The 18,815-nt window shown below is 73.8% G+C and carries 18 protein-coding genes; 12 read left to right on the plus strand and 6 right to left on the minus strand.

What is annotated here, in order from left to right; genetic code table 11:
* The first annotated feature begins 52 nt into the window (after positions 1 to 52).
* From ACIQIB_RS10530 to ACIQIB_RS10555, 6 genes are all read left to right on the plus strand, one after another.
* Entirely contained in the window at positions 53 to 1,156 is a 1,104-nt protein-coding gene (locus ACIQIB_RS10530; protein ID WP_363611267.1) for an ATP-binding protein, read from the plus strand.
* 292 nt (positions 1,157 to 1,448) lie between these two features.
* Complete coding sequence (gene pheS / locus ACIQIB_RS10535) at positions 1,449 to 2,570, plus strand: phenylalanine--tRNA ligase subunit alpha (protein ID WP_363611269.1); 1,122 nt, start codon at positions 1,449 to 1,451, stop codon at positions 2,568 to 2,570.
* Entirely contained in the window at positions 2,570 to 5,071 is a 2,502-nt protein-coding gene (gene pheT, locus ACIQIB_RS10540) for a phenylalanine--tRNA ligase subunit beta (protein ID WP_400757538.1), read from the plus strand. Before pheS ends, pheT begins: the two co-directional genes overlap by 1 nt.
* Before the next feature lie 422 nt (positions 5,072 to 5,493).
* Positions 5,494 to 6,336: a chitosanase gene (locus tag ACIQIB_RS10545; RefSeq protein ID WP_363611273.1), complete on the plus strand. Its 843-nt coding sequence runs from the start codon at positions 5,494 to 5,496 to the stop codon at positions 6,334 to 6,336.
* Between the two features lie 467 nt (positions 6,337 to 6,803).
* Positions 6,804 to 7,166: an SET domain-containing protein-lysine N-methyltransferase gene (locus ACIQIB_RS10550; RefSeq protein ID WP_363611275.1), complete on the plus strand. Its 363-nt coding sequence runs from the start codon at positions 6,804 to 6,806 to the stop codon at positions 7,164 to 7,166.
* Between the two features lie 81 nt (positions 7,167 to 7,247).
* Positions 7,248 to 7,799, plus strand: a complete 552-nt coding sequence (locus ACIQIB_RS10555; RefSeq protein ID WP_363611277.1) for an NUDIX hydrolase — start codon at positions 7,248 to 7,250, stop codon at positions 7,797 to 7,799.
* A 9-nt stretch (positions 7,800 to 7,808) separates the two neighbouring features.
* Here ACIQIB_RS10555 and ACIQIB_RS10560 read toward each other — a convergent pair whose 3' ends face one another.
* The 3 genes from ACIQIB_RS10560 to ACIQIB_RS10570 all read right to left on the minus strand — a co-directional run bounded on the left by ACIQIB_RS10560 (position 7,809) and on the right by ACIQIB_RS10570 (position 10,297).
* The gene (locus ACIQIB_RS10560; protein WP_363611279.1) at positions 7,809 to 8,033 is read right to left on the minus strand and encodes a holin; all 225 of its coding nucleotides are present in this window, start codon (positions 8,031 to 8,033) and stop codon (positions 7,809 to 7,811) included.
* Positions 8,034 to 8,047: 14 nt separating this feature from the next.
* Positions 8,048 to 9,214, minus strand: a complete 1,167-nt coding sequence (locus ACIQIB_RS10565; protein WP_400757540.1) for a peptidoglycan-binding protein — start codon at positions 9,212 to 9,214, stop codon at positions 8,048 to 8,050.
* Positions 9,215 to 9,427: 213 nt separating this feature from the next.
* Positions 9,428 to 10,297, minus strand: coding sequence for a 3-hydroxybutyryl-CoA dehydrogenase (locus ACIQIB_RS10570; protein WP_400757541.1), 870 nt, complete (start codon positions 10,295 to 10,297; stop codon positions 9,428 to 9,430).
* 284 nt (positions 10,298 to 10,581) lie between these two features.
* On the opposite strand from ACIQIB_RS10570, the gene ACIQIB_RS10575 reads away from it, so the two are divergent.
* Positions 10,582 to 11,400, plus strand: coding sequence for an SDR family NAD(P)-dependent oxidoreductase (locus tag ACIQIB_RS10575; RefSeq protein WP_400757543.1), 819 nt, complete (start codon positions 10,582 to 10,584; stop codon positions 11,398 to 11,400).
* Between the two features lie 25 nt (positions 11,401 to 11,425).
* On the opposite strand, the gene ACIQIB_RS10580 is transcribed toward ACIQIB_RS10575, so the two are convergent.
* On the minus strand, positions 11,426 to 12,340 hold the full coding sequence (locus tag ACIQIB_RS10580; protein WP_363611287.1) for a polysaccharide deacetylase family protein: 915 nt from the start codon (positions 12,338 to 12,340) through the stop codon (positions 11,426 to 11,428).
* A gap of 266 nt (positions 12,341 to 12,606) precedes the next feature.
* Here ACIQIB_RS10580 and ACIQIB_RS10585 point away from each other — a divergent pair, with 266 nt between their 5' ends.
* Both ACIQIB_RS10585 and ACIQIB_RS10590 read left to right on the plus strand, forming a co-directional pair.
* A complete protein-coding gene (locus ACIQIB_RS10585; protein WP_363611289.1) occupies positions 12,607 to 13,491 on the plus strand; it encodes an SAM-dependent methyltransferase in 885 nt (294 codons plus the stop codon).
* 320 nt (positions 13,492 to 13,811) lie between these two features.
* Positions 13,812 to 14,318, plus strand: a complete 507-nt coding sequence (locus ACIQIB_RS10590) for an FBP domain-containing protein (protein ID WP_363611291.1) — start codon at positions 13,812 to 13,814, stop codon at positions 14,316 to 14,318.
* A 60-nt stretch (positions 14,319 to 14,378) separates the two neighbouring features.
* Here ACIQIB_RS10590 and ACIQIB_RS10595 read toward each other — a convergent pair whose 3' ends face one another.
* Both ACIQIB_RS10595 and ACIQIB_RS10600 read right to left on the minus strand, forming a co-directional pair.
* Positions 14,379 to 14,753, minus strand: a complete 375-nt coding sequence (locus ACIQIB_RS10595; protein WP_363611293.1) for a S4 domain-containing protein — start codon at positions 14,751 to 14,753, stop codon at positions 14,379 to 14,381.
* Between the two features lie 55 nt (positions 14,754 to 14,808).
* Positions 14,809 to 15,210, minus strand: coding sequence for a VOC family protein (locus ACIQIB_RS10600; protein WP_363611296.1), 402 nt, complete (start codon positions 15,208 to 15,210; stop codon positions 14,809 to 14,811).
* Between the two features lie 84 nt (positions 15,211 to 15,294).
* Here ACIQIB_RS10600 and ACIQIB_RS10605 point away from each other — a divergent pair, with 84 nt between their 5' ends.
* From ACIQIB_RS10605 to argJ, 3 genes are all read left to right on the plus strand, one after another.
* The gene (locus tag ACIQIB_RS10605; protein ID WP_363611298.1) at positions 15,295 to 16,494 is read left to right on the plus strand and encodes a methyltransferase; all 1,200 of its coding nucleotides are present in this window, start codon (positions 15,295 to 15,297) and stop codon (positions 16,492 to 16,494) included.
* Positions 16,495 to 16,602: 108 nt separating this feature from the next.
* A complete protein-coding gene (gene argC / locus ACIQIB_RS10610) occupies positions 16,603 to 17,631 on the plus strand; it encodes an N-acetyl-gamma-glutamyl-phosphate reductase (protein WP_400757545.1) in 1,029 nt (342 codons plus the stop codon).
* 14 nt (positions 17,632 to 17,645) lie between these two features.
* The gene (gene argJ, locus ACIQIB_RS10615) at positions 17,646 to 18,797 is read left to right on the plus strand and encodes a bifunctional glutamate N-acetyltransferase/amino-acid acetyltransferase ArgJ (protein ID WP_363611362.1); all 1,152 of its coding nucleotides are present in this window, start codon (positions 17,646 to 17,648) and stop codon (positions 18,795 to 18,797) included.
* The last annotated feature ends 18 nt before the right edge of the window (positions 18,798 to 18,815 follow it).

Genomic DNA, 18,815 nt, shown 5'->3' on the forward strand with positions numbered 1-18,815 from the left:
GGGTCTGCCTCGGTGGGGGAAAAGACACGGTGGGTAATCGGGGAGGACACCCATGGTCGGCAGCGGGCCAGAGCTCGACCCGGACGACCTGCCGGACGGTCTGGTGGTCGCGGACGTCCTGGGCCGGGTGGTCTGTTTCAACCGCGCCGCCGCCCGGCTGACCGGCATCCCCCCGGAGCTGGCGCTCGGCAGCCCGCTGGAGGAGGCGCTCCCGCTGGAGGACCTGGACGGCCGCCGCTGGTGGCAGCTGACCGATCCGTACGGCGGCCTGGCGATCCGCACCAGCCAGCCGGAGCGCAACCTGCTGCTGCCCGGCGGCCGTGAGGTGCTGGTCTCCGCCCGGTACGTCCGCGCCCGCCCGCAGGGGCCGCTGGAGCGGCTGGTGATCGCCCTGCGGGGCACGGAGGCGCGGCGGCGGACCGAGCGCAGTCACGCCGAGCTGATCGCCACCGTCGCGCACGAGCTGCGCTCCCCGCTCACCAGCGTCAAGGGCTTCACCGCGACCCTGCTGGCCAAGTGGGAGCGGTTCACCGACGGGCAGAAGCGGCTGATGCTGGAGACCGTCGACGCGGACGCCGACCGGGTCACCCGGCTGATCGCCGAGCTACTGGACATCTCCCGGATCGACGCGGGCCGGCTGGAGCTGCGCAAGCAGGTGGTGGACCTGGCCGCCGCCGTCCGCCGCCACGTCGAGCGCAAGGTCGCGACCGGCATCCCCGAGGACCGCTTCGACATCCGGATCCACGAGCCGCTCACCGTGCTCTGGGCCGACCCCGACAAGGTCGACCAGGTGCTGGCCAACCTGCTGGAAAATGCGGTGCGGCACGGTGAGGGAACTGTCACGATCGAGGTGGCACCGGCCAAGGAGGTCGTCGAGGCGCACATCTGGGAGCGCCCCGGCACCCCGCCCCGCACCCTGGAAGGCACCGCGATCACCGTGAGCGACGAAGGCAGCGGCATCCCCGAGGAGTCGATGCCCCGCGTCTTCACCCGCTTCTGGCGCGGCTCCAAGCGCGGCGGCACGGGCCTGGGCCTCTACATCGTGAAGGGCATCGTGGAGGCCCACGGCGGCTCGATCCGCGTCGACCGCGCGCCCGGCGGCGGCGCCCGGTTCCGATTTATCCTGCCCGCCGGCGTGCCCGATTTCATGCTCTGACCGCCCACCGGCCGCCTCGGCCGCAGCGGCGGAGCAGGCTCTGGATCGGCCCCCGGACGGGCTTCACGGCGGTTGCGCTACGCGCTGCGACTACACTCGACCTTTGGCGTTTGTGGGACGCCCTGCGCGGTTGTGCCGCGGACAACCCTCCTCCCCGTACGGAGATCGGCTGCCCGCGCCCCGGCCCCGCCGGGCGTAGCGCACTGGGCCCCTCCCGTCCCCTGGCGGGCCGGGAGGGCGCGAGTCCACCCTTACCTGAGCACGGACGAGCAGGAGCACGGGAAAGATAGAGATGTCGGCACCCAACAAGTCGTACGACCCGGTCGAGGTCGAGGCCCTCAAGCCCGAGGCGGTGGAGCAGGCCCGGGACGAGGCCGTCGCGGCCTTCGCCGCCGCCACCACCCTGGACGAGCTGAAGCAGGCCAAGGTCGCCCACACCGGCGACCGCTCCGCGCTCTCCCTCGCCAACCGCGAGATCGGTGCGCTCCCGCCGCACGCCAAGGCCGCCGCAGGCAAGCTGATCGGCCAGGCCAGGGGCGCCGTCAACCAGGCCCTCGCCAAGCGGCAGGCCGAGCTGGAGGCGGAGCGCGACGCCCGCGTGCTGGTCGAGGAGGCGGTGGACGTCACGCTGCCCTACGACCGCACCCCGCGCGGCGCCCGCCACCCGCTGACCACGATGGCCGAGCGCATCGAGGACACCTTCGTCGCGATGGGTTACCAGGTCGCCGAGGGCCCCGAGGTCGAGGCCGAGTGGCTGAACTTCGACGCCCTCAACCTGGGTCCGGACCACCCGGCCCGCTCGATGCAGGACACCTTCTTCGTCCAGGCCCCGGACGGCTCCGCCGACTCCGGCGTGGTGCTGCGCACCCAGACCTCCCCGGTCCAGGCCCGCACCCTGCTCGACCGCGAGCCGCCGGTCTACGTGATCTGCCCCGGCCGGGTCTACCGGACGGACGAGCTGGACGCCACCCACACCCCGGTCTTCCGGCAGGTCGAGGGCCTGGCCGTGGACGAGGGCATCACCTTCGCCGACCTCAAGGGCACCATCGAGCAGCTGGTGTCCACGCTGATCGGCGACGGCCTGGAGCTGCGCTGGCGCCCCTCGTACTTCCCGTTCACCGAGCCGAGCGCCGAGATCGACCTGCAGTGCTTCGTCTGCCGCGGCGAGAGCGTCGGCGACCCGGACCGGCCCTGCCGCACCTGCTCCTCCGAGGGCTGGATCGAGCTCGGCGGCTGCGGCGTGGTCAACCCGCGGGTGCTGGTCGCCTGCGGTGTCGACCCGAACCGCTACAGCGGGTTCGCCTTCGGCCTGGGCCTGGAGCGAATCCTGATGAACCGTCACAACGTCGCCGACATGCGCGACATGGTCGAGGGTGACATCCGCTTCACCCTCCCGTTCGGGATGGAGATCTGATGCGCGTCCCGCTTTCCTGGCTGCGCGAGTACGTGGACCTGCCGGCCGGCGAGACCGGCCGCGACGTGGCGGAGCGCCTGGTCCGCGCCGGCCTCGAGGTCGAGACCGTCGAGCAGATCGGCACCGACCTCAAGGGCCCGCTGGTGGTCGGCCAGGTGCTCTCGATCGAGGAGCTGTCCGGCTTCAAGAAGCCGATCCGGCACTGCTTCGTCAACGTCGGCGACGCCAACGGCACCGGTGAGCCGCAGGAGATCGTCTGCGGCGCGACCAACTTCGCCGTCGGCGACAAGGTCGTGGTCGTGCTCCCGGGCGCCGTGCTGCCCGGCCCGTTCCCGATCGCCGCCCGCAAGACCTACGGCCAGACCTCGGCCGGCATGATCTGCTCCGCCCGCGAGCTGGGCATGGGCGACGACCACAACGGCATCATCGTGCTCCCGCCCGAGTACGAGCCCGGCACCGACGCGATCGAGCTGCTCCAGCTCGTCGACGAGGTGCTGGACATCGCCGTCACCCCGGACCGCGGCTACTGCCTCTCCATGCGCGGCGTCGCCCGCGAGGCCGCCGCCGCGTACGGGCTGCCGCTGGCCGACCCGGCGCTGCTCGACGTGCCGCCCGCCAACTCCTACGGCTACCTGGTCAAGGTCGCCGACCCGGCCGGCTGTGACCGTTTCGTGGCCCGCACGGTGGTCGGCCTCGACCCGGCCGCCAAGTCCCCGATCTGGCTCCAGCGCCGCCTGCAGAAGTCCGGCATCCGCCCGATCTCGCTGGCCGTGGACATCACCAACTACGTGATGCTGGAGGTCGGCCAGCCGCTGCACGCGTACGACAAGCAGCGGGTGGACGGGCCGATCCTGGTCCACCGGGCCGAGGAGGGCGAGACCCTCACCACCCTCGACGGCGTCGAGCGCAAGCTCTCCGCCGAGGACCTGCTGATCTGCGACAACAGCGGCCCGATCGGCCTGGCCGGTGTCATGGGTGGCGCCTCCACCGAGATCCTCGACCCGGCCGCAGGCCCGGGCACCACCGAGGTGATCATCGAGGCGGCGCACTTCGACCCGGTCGCCATCGCCCGCGGCGCCAAGCGGCACAAGCTGCCGTCCGAGGCGTCCAAGCGCTTCGAGCGCGGCGTGGACCCGGAGGCCGCCCGCGCCGCCGCGCAGCGCGCCGTGGACCTGCTGGTGCTGATCGCCGGCGGCACCGCCGAGGCCGGGGTCACCGACATCGCGGCCCCGCACCCGGTCCGCACCATCACCATCGCCGCCGACCTGCCCGACCGGGTCGCCGGCACCGGGTACGGTCGCGAGACCGTCACCCGGCGTCTGCAGGAGATCGGCTGCTCGGTCGCGGGCGCCGACATCCTGGAGGTCACCCCGCCGACCTGGCGGCCCGACCTCACCGACCCGTACGACCTCGCGGAGGAGGTCATCCGCCTGGAGGGCTACGACAACGTGCCCTCGCGGATGCCCACCGTGCCGCCGGGCTCGGGCCTGACCGAGGCCCAGCGCATCCACCGCCGGACCGGGGTCGCGCTGGCCGGTGCCGGCTACGTCGAGGTCAACACCTACCCGTTCCTCGGCCAGGCCGCCTTCGAGGCGCTCGGCCTGGAGCCGGAGGACCGGCGCCGCCGTACGGTGAAGCTGGTCAACCCGCTCAACGACGAGGAGCCGGAGCTGCGCACCACGCTGCTGCCGGGCCTGCTCGGAGCGCTGCGCCGCAACGTCGGCCGCGGCAACACCGATCTGGCGGTCTTCGAGACCGGGACGGTCTTCCTGCCCAAGGACGAGCTGTCCGTCGCGCCGCGCCCGGCCGTGGACCGCCGTCCGAGCGACGAGGAACTGGCCGCGCTCGACGCCGCCCTGCCGGACCAGCCGCGCCGGATCGCCGTCGCGCTGACCGGTGAGCGGCTGCCCTCCGGCTGGTGGGGCAAGGGCGCGCCGGCGGGCTGGGCGGACGCCGTCGAGGCGGGCCGCACGGTGGCCCGCGCGGCCGGCGTCGAGCTGACCGTGCGCCAGGGCCAGCTGGCCCCGTGGCACCCGGGCCGCTGCGCCGAGCTGCTGGTCGCCGGCACCGACCGGGTGGTCGGCCACGCCGGTGAGCTGCACCCGCGCGTGGTCAAGGCGCTCGGCCTGCCGGCCCGCACCAGCGCGATGGAGATCGACCTCGACCTGCTCACCGCCGACGGCGCCGAGCGGGTCTCGGGCCCGGTCGTCTCCGGGTTCCCGGTGGCCACCCAGGACGTGGCGCTGATCGTCGACGCCGCCGTCCCGGCCGCCGAGGTGGAGGCCGCGCTGCGCTCCGGCGCGGGTGAACTGCTGGAGGCCATCCGACTGTTCGACGTCTTCACCGGCGAGCAGGTCGGCGAGGGGAAGAAGTCGCTGGCGTACGCGCTGCGCTTCCGCGCCACGGACCGCACGCTGACCGCCGATGAGGCGAGCGCCGCCCGCGAGGCGGCCGTCGCCGAGGCCGTCGCCCGCACCGGCGCGGTGCTGCGCGGCGCCTGACCCGCCCGGCCCCAGGGGCCCCGCCCGGACACCGTCCGGGCGGGGGCCCCGGCCGGGGGCGGTGAGCGGGTGCGGGTGGCGCGGGGGGGGGGGGGCCGGGCGGGCGGGGGGGGGGGGGGGGGCGCCCCGCCCCCCCCCCCCCCGGGGGGGCGGGCCCCCCCCCCGCCCCCCCCCCCGGGCCCCTGGCCGTTCCAGTTCATCGCGTTCGGCTGGACGGCGGCGGCGGGGGTGGCGGCCTGCGCGGCCGCGGTGCGGTGGGTGCGGCGCCGGGCGGTGTGAGCGGGCCCGGCTTTTTGAAGAGGTTCGGTCAAAGCCCTTGCGGGCGTGCGGCGGCTGACGCTATCTCTTGGTTAGGAAAGTTTCCTAACTCCCCGCGAGCGGGCGCACCCCCTTGCCCGCTCCTCACGGAACCGGAGCGCGAGATGCACCGTCAGCAGCACCGCATCGTACGCATGGCCCTCGCCGCCCTGCTGGTGGCCGCACCGGCCACGGTCGCGGCCGCCGGGGCCGCCCACGCCGCCCCGGCGGGCGCCGCCGCCGTCCAGGTCAAGGGCATAGGCCTGGACGACCCGCACAAGAAGGACATCGCGATGCAGCTGGTGTCCAGCGCCGAGAACTCCTCGCTGGACTGGAAGGCCCAGTACAAGTACATCGAGGACATCGGCGACGGCCGCGGCTACACCGCCGGCATCATCGGGTTCTGTTCCGGCACCGGCGACATGCTCGACCTGGTGCAGCACTACACCGACCTCAAGTCCGGCAACGTCCTCGCCAAGTACCTGCCCGCGCTGCGCAAGGTCAACGGCAGCGACTCGCACTCCGGCCTCGGCGCCGCCTTCGAGAAGGACTGGGCCACGGCCGCCAAGGACTCCGTCTTCCAGCAGGCGCAGAACGACGAGCGGGACCGCGTCTACTTCAACCCCGCCGTCAAGCAGGCCAAGGCGGACGGTCTGCGCGCCCTCGGCCAGTTCGCCTACTACGACGCCATCGTCATGCACGGCGACGGCTCCGACCCGACCAGCTTCGGCGGCATCCGCAAGGCCGCCCTGAAGAAGGCCAGGACCCCCGCCCAGGGCGGCGACGAGGCCACCTACCTCAAGGCCTTCCTGGACGCCCGCCGGGCCGCCATGAAGACCGAGGAGGCGCACTCGGACACCACCCGCGTCGACACCGAGCAGCTGGTCTTCCTCAACGCCAAGAACTTCGACCTCAACCCGCCGCTCAAGTGGAAGGTCTACGGCGACAGCTACGCCATCAACAGCTGACGTACCGTCATCAAGGCTGCGGGGGGCCGGAGATCCGGCCTCCCGCACGGCCGTCGGCGGCGAATCGCCCGGCGGCGGGAGCGCGGCGGGCCGTCCGCACCGACTCCACCGCCCCGGACCGCGCCCCGTGCCTCCGGTGACCGCGGGCCCCCGGGCGCGGCGGAGCGGCACGGCGGGACCGACCGTTCCGGTCGAGGTCCCGCTTGGCCGGTTCCGTCGTTTCCAGGAGCCCGGGCGCCGGGGTAGAACGGGGCGAGGCCGCGGCAGCGCGGCAGGAGGAGGCGCCGGGTGGACGCTTCACTGCCCGCGGCCGGGAGCGCCGCCGGCGGCCCGGGCGGTGGTCCGCCCGCCTGCCGTGCGGCGGCACCGTGCGGCGCCGCCGCTGGAGCGGGGCGACCCGGGACGCCCGGCGAACCCGGCGGCCTCCACCGCGCCGCCAGACACCGAACCGGGGGTTTCGTATGGGCATGGACGGGCTGGAAATCCACACCTCGCACATCCACGACCGGGGGGTCTTCGCCACCCGCGGATACCGTGCGGGGGAGACCGTCGAACGGTGCCCCGTGCTGGTCGTCCCGGCCGCCGAGCGCCACCTGATCGACCGGACCCACCTCCACCACTACTGCTTCCCCTGGCAGGACGGTGCCGCCGCGATCGCCCTGGGCTTCGGCAGCCTGTACAACCACGCCGCCGAACCCCGGGCGCGGTACCGCAAGGACTTCGGCGCGGGCATCGTCGAGATCGTGGCCGCCCGCGACATCCCGGCCGGGTACGAGATCACCGTCGACTACACCGAGGGCGGCACCGAGAAGCTGTGGTTCCCCCAGTGACGGCCCCGGGGGCCCGGGGAGGCCGGCCGCGCGCGTGAGAGAGTCGGGGCGCCAGCCCGCACGCGCGTGAGGAGGACCAGGGTGTCGGAGTGGAAGAGCTACGGCCGGCGGCAGGTCTACGGATCGCCGTGGGTGGAGGTCTGGCTCGACGACGTCGACATCCCCGGCGTGGGCCGCGTCGACCACCACGTCGTCGCCATGCCCCGGGCCTCGACCACCGCGGTCGTCACCGACGAGCGGGGCCGCTTCCTCCTGCTCTACCGGCACCGCTTCATCACCGGCCGGTGGGGCTGGGAGGTGCCCGCCGGCTGGGCCGAGCCCGGGGAGGAGCCGGCCGACGCGGTCGCCCGCGAGGTCGAGGAGGAGACCGGCTGGCGCCCCGGCCGGGTCGACCCCCTGCTCGCGTACGACGCCCTGTCCGGCATCTCCACCATGCGGTTCCACTCCTTCCACGTCACCGGCTGCACCCGGGTCGGGGCACCCCAGGACATCAGCGAGGCGACCAGGGTGGAGTGGGTCCCGGAGGCCGACGTCCTCGACCTCCTGACCGGCGGCAAGGTCAACGACGGCGCCTCCCTGGCCGCCCTGACCTACTACCTCGGCCCCTACCGCCTGGCCGCTGCCAGGCGGTAGGGGCGGCCGTCACCCGCGATCGCGGGGGAGTATCGCGGCGCTGTTCGGGTCACCGACGAAGGTGCCGATGCCGCCCTTGAGGACGGTCAGCGCGGCCGGCAGGGCGGCCACCGCCGCCGCCCGCAGCGTGCCGACGCTCGTCAGGTCGACGCGGTCGGCCAGCAGCAGGCCGAGCAGGGCCGCGAGGTAGGTGGCGACCGTGCGTTCGGTGAGGTCGAGGAGGAACGTGCGCATGCTGATCTCCTTGATCAGTCGGTGACGGTGAAGCCGTGGGCGGCGCCCAGGCGCTGGAGGGAGTCGCGGCCGGGGATGCCGTCCGCGGCGGTACCGGAGTAGCCCAGCCGCTGCTGCCAGCGGGAGTACGCCGTCACGGTCCTGGTGCCGAACGAGCCGTCCACCCACTGGCCGTCGAGCAGGCCCTCGTCGGCCAGTGCCTGCTCGACGATCAGGACGTCGGCGCCGTACGTCCGGTGGCCCTGTTCGGCGCCGGGGTCCGTTTGCGCCGCCGCGACGACGTGCGACAGCGAGACGGTGCCGCCGGGCAGGGTGCCGAGCAGCCGGCGGAGGCTGGTCTCGCCGGGGACGCCGTCCGCGTCCGACCCGCTGAAGCCGAGACTGCGCTGGTAGTCCTGGTAGTTGAGGGTGTCCGCGTCCGTCCAGTCGGGGCCGGGGCCCTGCTGGTAGTGGCTGCCGAAGCCCGCGGCCACGAGCGCCCGGCCGACCTCGGTCACCTGGTCGCCGTGCGCGCCGTAGCCGTACGGCAGGCCGTTGATCGTCACCTGGTACCGGGCGGGGGTCTGCCCGGGGGCCGGCGGCGAGGGCGGCGATCCGGGGGTGAAGTCGGGCCACGAACCCGGGTCGGTGTGGTCGTTCTCCGGGACCTGGCTGTGGCCGTACCAGCCGCCCCGGGTCTCCCACACGCCCTCGTCGCGGTGGGCGGTGAAGTCGACCGGCCTGCCCATCGGCCAGACGTCCGGGACGCCCCAGCCGCTGATCCAGGCGTGCAGCCGGTCCCAGCCGGTGCACGGGGTGTCCGTCAGCCGGGCGTACACCTGACCGTTGTAGCGGCAGTACGGGAAGAACACCGCCTCGATCTGGATCACCACCCGCCCCGCCCGGTTGGTGCGGGTGCCGCCCGGCGCGTCGACGAGGCTCTTCGAGCGGGAGTCGGCCGGGAACAGCTGGGCGATCCGCCCGCTGAACGGGTCCCAGACGATGTGCGGCGCCTCGTCGGCGCCGCTGCCGGTGAAGTAGCCGACCAGGGAGTCGAAGTCGCACCAGTCCTGCGGCGCGGCGGCGGTGGCGTCGCGGTCCCACGTGATGTGGGCGATCGCCTTGGGCGGGTACTGCTGGTCGGTCGGCGCGTGATCGCCGACGTCATGGACCTCGGCTCCGGGTATCCACAGATCGGGCATGCGGGCCTCCAGGCATGCGCGGGCCCCGAACGGGAGGGTTCGGTGGCGGGTCGGGACGGGTGGATACGCTTCTTATCGGCACAACAGGCCTCGGGCTTCAGTGGTTTGGGGCAGGCAAAAACCCCCGGCCGACGGCGCGGGGGCTGGTGGGGGAGACGGGGCCGGAGGGGCGGAAGGCCCGGCCGGACCAGGACGGTCCGGCCGGGCCGGGGGTCAGGCGCTCGCGGTGTAGTCGTAGAAGCCGCGGCCGGACTTGCGGCCCAGCAGGCCCGCGTCGACCATCCGGGAGAGCAGCGGGGGAGCGGCGTACAGCGGCTCCTTGTACTCGTCGTACATCGACTCGGCGATCGACACGATGGTGTCCAGGCCGATCAGGTCGCACAGCCGCAGCGGGCCCATCGGGTGGGCGCAGCCGGCCTCCATGCCCTTGTCGATGTCGGAGGCGGTCGCCACGCCCGACTCGAACATCCGTACCGCCGACAGCAGGTAGGGCACCAGCAGCGCGTTCACCACGAAGCCGGCCCGGTCGCGGGCGCGGATCGGCTCCTTGCCGAGGACCTGGAAGGCGAACGCCTCGACCCGCTCGGTGGTGCCGCCCGAGGTGGTCAGCGTCGGGATCACCTCGACCAGCTTCTGCACCGGCGCCGGGTTGAAGAAGTGCAGACCGATCACCTGCTCCGGCCGCGAGGTGGCGGCGGCCAGCTTCACGATCGGGATCGACGAGGTGTTGGAGGCGAGGATGGCGTCCCGGCGCTCGACCACCTGGTCCAGCTTCTGGAAGATCTGGACCTTGATGTCCTCGCGCTCGGCGACCGCCTCGACCACCAGGTCACGGTCGGCGAAGTCGGCCAGGTCGGTGGTGAAGGTCAGCCGGGCCAGCGCCTCGTCCCGCAGTTCGGGGGCCAGCTTGCCGCGCTTGACCGCCGTCTCCAGGGAGTTGGTCAGCCGGGTGCGGCCGAACTCCAGTGCCTCGCCACTGGCCTCCGATACCAGGACGTCCAGCCCGGCCCGGGCGAAGACCTCCGCGATGCCCGACCCCATCAGGCCGCAGCCGATCACTCCGACGCGCGCGATGTCACTCACTCAGTTGCCCTTCGGTGGTGCTGGGGGTGGCCCAGCGACAGGTGTCCCATGCAAGCTGCTGTTCAGCGGGTGGGCGCCGGTGTGTGTGGACCGGTGCACCGTCCTGACGACGTTACTACTCCGTACCGGCCGGTAGGGCATTCCCTCCCCGGCTCCTCCGAACGGGTGGGCCCGCTCCCGCCGTCCGTGCGCCCGGGTTCCGGCACGCCCGCGGCCGGACAGAATGCCGCAGACGCGACGCCGGTCCTGGTGGGGCGGGCGCGGGGACGTGAAGGGAGCACGGGATGTCGACGGGATCACTCGCAGGACAGGTCGCTCTGGTCACCGGTGCCGGCCGGGGCATCGGCCGGGAGATCGCCATCGGCCTGGCCGCCGAAGGCATGGCCGTCGGCCTGGTCGGCCGCACCCACGAGACCCTCACCGAGACCCTCAAGGAGTGCGCCCGGCACGGCGCCCGCGGGGTCGCCGTCACCGCCGACGTCACCCGTCCCGGCTCCGTCCGCGAGGCCGTGCGCATCGTCGAACGCGACCTCGGCCCGATCGACCTGCTGATCAACAACGCCGGCCAGGTCGACCCCTCCGAGGTCCCGATCTGGGAGACCGACGCCAACCAGTGGTGGCAGGTCGTCGAGACCAATCTGCGCGGCCCCTACAACCTGCTGCGCTGCGTCCTGCCCGGTATGGTCCAGCGCCGCGGCGGCCGCGTCATCAACCTCAACTCCGGCTTCGCGCTGCGCCCCGACGGCCACTACACCGCCTACGCCACCTCCAAGGGCGCGCTGCTCCAGCTCTCCGACAACATGGCGGACTCGCTCGCCGAGCACCACGTGGTGGTCCTCGACATCAGCCCCGGCGCGGTCGCCACCGACATGACCGCGGGCATGCCGATGTTCCGGGACACCAAGACCTGGGGCAGCATCCCGTACATGGTCGCCGTCACCGTCGACGCCGCCCGCGGCCGCTTCGACGCCCTGCACGGCCGTTTCGTCCACGCCGGCCGGGACGATCTGGAGGAACTGGTCCACCGCGCCGACGAGATCCGCGAGGCGGACGCCCGCACCCTCCGGCTGCGCCCGTACGGGCCCGATGACCCCCTGGCGTGACACCGGCCCGCCGCGCGCCCTGGCCCTACGCGCAGAGCTGACTGGCCGTCACCGGTCTGAGGCCGGCCTTGGCGAGGCCGTCCAGGATCCCGGGCAGCGCGTCCACGGTGCACTGGTGGCCCATGTGCAGGGCGACCACCGAGCCGCCCTTCACCGAGGAGAGCACCCGGCGCTGGAGCGAGGCGGCGCTCGGGTCGCTGTAGTCGCGCGGGTCGACGTCGAAGGAGAGCACGTGCTCGTACCCGACGGCCCTGGCCTGCTCGCGCACCATCGGGGTGGCGTACTGGGTCGCCGACGGGCGGAACCAGCGGCCGATCGAGCCGGTGAGCCGCTGCAACCGCTCCGCGCACTGGGCGATCTCGGCACGCGCCTGCTCGGGTGTCATCGCGGAGATGTTCTGGTGGTTCTGGGTGTGGTTGCCGAGTTCGTGGCCGGCGTCCAGGATGCGCCGGGCCATCTGCGGCTGCTGGTCCAGCCAGCTGCCGACGGCCATCACGGTCAGCCTGGCACCGCGCTGCTCGGCGGCGTCCAGCAGGGCGAGGGCCAGCTTCGGGTCGCCGCTGCCGTGGACGGTGAGCGCGACGTTCTTGCCGGTGCGCGGCCCGTACACGACCTCCACGGGGGTGCCGGGCGCCAGCGGCGGCAGCACCGGGGGGACGGGCGGCGCCGTGGTGGCGGCCATCGTCGGGTCGGGCTGCGGATCCGGTGAGGGGGTGGGCGCGGGGGCGGGGGAGGCCGGGCCCTCGCCGTCCACCCACGCGGGGTCGACCGCGGTCGGATCGCCGCCCTCCGGGTCGACGGTGCCGGGGTGCACGGCGAGCGCCCCCGGGTCGGCGCGGCGGGGGTCGCCGCTGCCGCAAGCCGCGAGCAGCCCGCCGGCGGCGGTGAGGGCGGCCAGTCGGGCGGTGGTCCGCAGTACGGTGCGGCGGTCGACAGTCATCGGCAGTCAGCATAGGGACGGCGCCGCGTTCCGGCGATTCGGGGAAACGGCCGCCGACCGCCGTTGACGTGCGCACGCTTCGTCCCGGAGGGCGTGCGGAAACCCGAACTCGCGCTGTTTCCGCGGCGTGTCGTCGGATACGATCACCGCGCACCGCGTGGTACGTCGCGGCATGCCGGGCCGACCGCGAAATTCGGTGCCCGATCGCGGTGTTCGGACGCGCGACGGGACGCATTCCGGCAGTGAGTACAGGGGGCGGGAACAGGATGCACGAGGACACCGTTGCGGCGGCCACGCGGGCCGGCACGGACTGGCACTGGGCGAAGCGGGACGACTGGGAGCCACCGACCGAGCTGGACACGGGCGTGCCGCACACGGCCCGGATGTACGACTACTACCTCGGTGGCAAGGACAACTTCGAGGCCGACCGCAAGGCCGCCGAGGCCGCCGTCGCCGCCTATCCGGCGCTGCCGCTGCTGGCCCGCACCAACCGCGAGTTCCTCGGCCGCGCCGTGGAGTTCGCGGCCGGCCGGGGCATCCGCCAGTTCGTCGACATCGGCACCGGTATCCCCGCCGTCGGCTCCACCAACGAGGTGGCCCAGCGGGTCGCCCCGGACGCCCGCGTGGTGTACGTCGACAACGACCCGATCGTGGCCACCCACGCCCGCGCCCTGCTGGCCGGCCACCCCGCCGGGCACACCTCCGTCATCGAGGCCGACCTGCGGGACCCGGCCGCGATCCTGGACCACCCCGGCCTGCGCCAGGCCGTGGACCTCGACCGGCCGGTGGCCCTGATGCTGGTCGCGGTACTGCACTTCATCCGGGACGAGGACGGCGCCCGGGAGATCGTCCGCACCCTGCGCGACGCGCTCGCCCCCGGCAGCGCGCTGATCCTCTCCCACGGCACCCCCGACTTCGCCTCCCGGGAGAGCGCCGCCGAGGGCACCCGGATCTACCGGAGCGCCAGCGCCCCGCTGGTGCTGCGCCCGCGCGCCGCCATCGAGCCGTTCTTCGGCGACTTCGAGTTCGCCGGCCCCGGCCTGGTCCAGCTCCCGCTCTGGCGCCCCGAGGCCGGCCATGTGCCGACCGCGGAACTGCCCGAGGGCTGGCAGGACGTCTCCGGCTACGCGGCCGTCGCCTTCAAGCGCTGACCCCGGCACCGGATCCGGCGCCTCCCCTCCCGGCGCCGGATCCGGCCACCGGAACATAACCTCCGCCACTGACAGACCATCATCCGTTCGAGTTACCCCGCGGCGTGACCGCGGCCCTCCCGCCCCTGCCCGACGCCGCCGGGCGCGAACCGCGGGAGGTCTTCCTGGCGTTGGACGACCTGCTCACCCGGCTCGGCGACGACGCCGGGCGCCGACTGGCCGTGCAGGCCGCGCACCCCCGTCCGGTAACGGGGCGAAGCCGGGCCCACCGGTGGAAAATGGCGCGACGCGCCGCCTGGGCCGGTGTTAGCTTCCGGGGCATGAGACCCCTGAGCGAGAACGAGATCCGCGGTTCCTTCGTCAACTGCTCCAAGGGCGAGGCCCGTCGGCTCAACCTGCCCCGGGGCCTGGCCGAACTGCCCTGGGAGGACCTGGACTTCCTCGGCTGGCGGGACCAGGGCGCGCCCGATCGCGGCTATCTGGTCGCCGAGCGCGACGGCGGGCCGGTCGGCATCACGCTGCGGGTGCCCTCGATCCGCCGCAGCCTGAGCAAGAGCAACGTCTGCTCGCTCTGCGTCTCCGCCCACGCGGGCTCCGGCGTCGCACTCCTCACCGCCCGCCGGGCGGGCGTCTCCGGGCGCGAGGGGAACACGGTCGGCACCTACATCTGCGCCGATCTGGCCTGCTCGCTGTACGTGCGCGGGCTGAAGACGTCCCCGCTGGTCAGCCGGCCCACCGAGTCGCTGTCGCGGGAGGAGCAGATCGCCCGTACGGTGGCCAACCTGGACGCCTTCGTCGCCCAGGTCCTCACCGACACCCTCGCCTGACCCGGCCTCCTGCGGCTGCCGGCGGCCGCCGATACCGACGGCCGGCGGCCGGGCCGCCCGCTACCCCCGGCGCAGCTGGTCCAGCTCGCGCCGGTCCCGCTTGGTGGGCCGCCCGGCCCCCCGGTCCCGCTCGCCGGCCGCCACGGCCAGCTCCCGGGGCGGCCGCGGCGGGCTGTTGTCCACCAGGCACTCGGCCGCGACCCCGGCCCCGACCCGCTTGCGGACCAGCTTCCTCACCACGACGACCCGCTCGTACCCCTCCTGGCGCACCCGCACCTCGTCCCCGGCCTTCAGCGCCTGCGCCGGCTTGGCCCGCTCCCCGTTCACCCGGACATGCCCGGCCCGGCACGCCGCCGCGGCCAGCGCCCGCGTCCTGGTGAGCCGTACCGACCAGATCCAGCTGTCCACCCGGACGCTTCCCTCGTCTTCGACCATGTCCAGACCCTAACGCCGTGCCCGCCCGGGCCCCGAGCCCGCTCACCGCCGTGGCTCACCGCCGTGGCGACTCCTGGACGGCCCAGCCGTTGCCGTCCGGGTCGTTGAAGAAGACGAACGAGTTCCAGTCCCCGCCGTGCCCGTCCACCCGCTCGCCGTCCGCGAAGTGCTGGACCGGGCTGACCTCCACGCCCCGCGCGACCAGCTCGGCGTGCGCCCTGGCGACGTCCGGCACCACCAGTTGCAGCCCCTTCATGGAGCCCGGTGGCGCCTCCGTGAGGCCGACCCCCACCACGATCGAGCACCCCGAACCCGGCGGCGTGAGCTGGACGACCCGCACCCCGTCACGGATCCGGGTGTCATGGTCGACCGTGAAGCCGCCCTGCTCCTCGTAGAACAGCTTCGCGCGGTCCACGTCCGACACCGGGACCACCACCACTTCGAGCTTCCAGTCCATGGCCGCTGCCCCTTCCGATCGGGCTCTCCCAGTATCGGCCGCCCGGACGGCCCCCGCCCGGCCGTCGGCTAGCCTGAGCTCACGATGAACCGCCTCAGCACGCCCGCCGCCACGCCCTTCACCACGTCCTGGGGCACCTTCGACCTCACCCGCTTCCCGGCGGACCCGCGCGAGCTGTTGCGGGCCTGGGACGCGGCCGACGAGTACCTGCTGCGCCATCTCGCCGGCGAGACGGACAGCGCGCAGGGCGTGGCGACCGACCTCACCGGCCGGACGGTCGTGGTTCTCGGCGACCGCTGGGGCGCCCTCACCACCGCGCTCGCCGCCCACCGCCCGGTGCAGATCGGCGACTCCCACCTCGGCCGGCGGGCCACCCTGGAGAACCTCGCCCGGGCCGGCACCGCCCCCGGCGCCGCCCGGCTGCTCTCCACCCGGGACACCCCGCCGGAGCGCGTCGACGTCCTGCTGGTCCGTGTCCCCAAGAGCCTCGCGCTGCTGGAGGACCAGCTGCACCGGCTGGCCCCGGCCGTCCACCCCGGCACCGTGGTGATCGGCGCCGGCATGGTCACCGAGATCCACACCTCCACCCTCCAGCTCTTCGAGCGAATCCTCGGCCCGACCCGCACCTCGCTCGCGGTCCGCAAGGCCCGGCTGATCTTCTGCACCCCCGACCCGGCGCTCGACCCCGGGCCCAGCCCGTGGCCGCACAGCTACGCCCTGCCCGGTGACATCGGTATCGCGTCCGGCCGCACCGTGGTCAACCACGCCGGCACCTTCTGCGCCGAGCGCCTGGACATCGGCACCCGCTTCTTCCTGGGCCACCTGCCGACGGCCGCCCCCGGCGACCGGGTGGTGGACCTCGGCTGCGGCAACGGTGTGGTCGGCACGGCCGCCGCCCTCGCCGGCCCGGGCGCCGAGCTGGTCTTCGTCGACGAGTCCGACCAGGCCGTGGCCTCCGCCGAGGCGACCTTCCGGGCCAATCTCGGCCCGGACGCCCCGGCCGAGTTCCTCACCGCGGACGCCCTCGCGGCCGAGGCGGTCGCGGCCGGTTCGGTGGACCTCGTGCTCAACAACCCGCCGTTCCACTCCCACCAGGCCACCACCGACGCCACCGCCTGGCGGATGTTCACCGGCGCCCGCCGAGCCCTGCGTCCGGGCGGTGAACTCTGGGTGGTCGGCAATCGCCACCTGGGGTACCACCTCAAGCTCCGCCGGCTCTTCGGCAACTGCCAACTCGTCGCCGGCAATCCCAAGTTCGTCGTCCTGCGGGCCGTCCGGCGCTGACCGCGACGCCGGCCGCGGCGGGCTCCGCCGCCGGGAGGCCGCCCGCGAACTCCTTGCATGAATGTTCCGCACTGCGTATATTCATGCCACGACTAAGGAGGGAACGCCATGGCATTGCGAGTCGCCGTTGCCGGTGCGAGCGGATACGCGGGCGGTGAGGTGCTGCGCCTGCTGCTGGGCCACCCGGAGGTGGAGATCGGGGCGCTGACGGGCGGCTCGAACGCGGGCACCAGGCTCGGCGCGCTGCAGCCGCACCTGCTGCCGCTCGCCGACCGGATCCTGGAGCCCACCACCCCCGAGGTGCTGGCCGACCACGACGTGGTGTTCCTGGCGCTGCCGCACGGCCAGTCCGCCGCCGTCGCCGAGGCCCTCGGCGGAAACGTGCTGGTCGTGGACTGCGGAGCCGACTTCCGGCTCAAGGCCGCCGCCGACTGGGAGCAGTTCTACGGCTCCGCGCACGCCGGCACCTGGCCGTACGGGCTGCCCGAGCTGCCCGGTCACCGCGCCGCGCTCAAGGGCAGCAACCGCATCGCCGTCCCCGGCTGCTACCCGACCGCCGTCACGCTCGCGCTCTTCCCCGCGTACGCCGCCGGGCTCGCCGAGCCCGAGGCCGTGATCGTCGCCGCCTCCGGCACCTCCGGCGCCGGCAAGGCCGCCAAGACCAACCTGCTCGGCAGCGAGGTCATGGGCAACGTCAGCCCCTACGGCGTCGGCGGCGGCCACCGGCACACCCCGGAGATGTCCCAGAACCTCAGCCCGGTCGCGGGCGAGCCGGTCACCGTCTCCTTCACCCCCACCCTCGTCCCGATGCCGCGCGGCATCCTCGCCACCTGCTCGGCCAAGGCCAGGCCCGGGGTGACGGCCGAGAGCCTGCGCGCCGCCTACGCCGAGGCGTTCGCCGACGAGCCGTTCGTCCACCTGCTGCCCGCCGGGCAGTGGCCGCAGACCAGCAGTGTCTACGGCTCCAACGCCGCCCTGGTCCAGGTCACCCTGGACGAGACCGCCGGGCGGATCATCGCGATCAGCGCGATCGACAACCTGGTCAAGGGCACCGCAGGCGGCGCGGTGCAGAGCATGAACATCGCCCTCGGCCTGCCCGAGGAGCTGGGCCTTCCCCTGAACGGAGTCGCACCGTGACCGACCAGCCGAACCTGGGAGTGACGGCCGCCAAGGGTTTCCGCGCCGCCGGTGTCACCGCCGGTATCAAGGCCTCCGGCACCCCCGACCTCGCCCTCGTCGTCAACGACGGCCCCTCGCTCGCCGCCGCCGGCGTCTTCACCTCCAACCGGGTCAAGGCCGCGCCCGTGCTCTGGTCCGAGCAGGTCCTCAAGGGCGGCCAGGTCTCCGCCGTCGTCCTCAACTCCGGTGGGGCCAACGCGTGCACCGGCCCGCTCGGCTTCCAGGACACCCACGCCACCGCCGAGAAGGTCGCCGAGGAGCTCGAGCTCTCGGCCGGCGAGGTCGCCGTCGCCTCCACCGGCCTGATCGGCCTGCGGCTCCCGATGGACATCCTGCTGCCCGGCGTCGCCCTCGCCGCCCGGGAGCTCAGCGCGACCGGTGGCGAGGCCGCCGCGGTCGCCATCAAGACCACCGACACCGTGCACAAGACCGCCCAGGTGACGAAGGACGGCTGGACCGTCGGCGGCATGGCCAAGGGCGCCGGCATGCTCGCCCCGGGCCTCGCCACCATGCTGGTCGTCCTCACCACCGACGCCGCCCTCGACCCGGCCGCCCTGGACGCCTCGCTGCGCGCCGCGACCCGCACCACCTTCGACCGGATCGACTCCGACGGCTGCATGTCCACCAACGACACCGTGCTGCTGCTCGCCTCCGGCGCCTCCGGCACCACCCCGGACCAGGCCGCGTTCGACGAGGCCGTCCGCACCGTCTGCGCCGACCTCGCCCGCCAGCTGATCGGCGACGCCGAGGGCGCCGGCAAGGACATCCGGATCGACATCACCGGCGCCGCCACCGAGGACGAGGCCGTCGAGGTCGCCCGCACCATCAGCCGCAACAACCTGCTCAAGTGCGCCATCCACGGCGAGGACCCCAACTGGGGCCGCGTCCTGGCCGCGATCGGCACCACCGCCGCCACCTTCGACCCGGACCGGCTGGACGTCGCCATCAACGGCGTCTGGGTCTGCCGGAACGGCAGCGTGGGGGAGGACCGGGACCTCGTCGACATGGCCGGCCGCGAGGTCGTCATCACCGCGAACCTGAACGCCGGCGAGGCCGCCGCGACCGTGTGGACCAACGACCTCACCGCCGACTACGTGCACGAGAACAGCGCCTACTCCACCTGACCGGCGCGCCGTCCGACG

Origin of the sequence: Kitasatospora sp. NPDC092286 (genome assembly GCF_044755565.1) — a bacterium.
In the GTDB taxonomy this organism is placed as follows: Bacteria; Actinomycetota; Actinomycetes; order Streptomycetales; family Streptomycetaceae; genus Kitasatospora.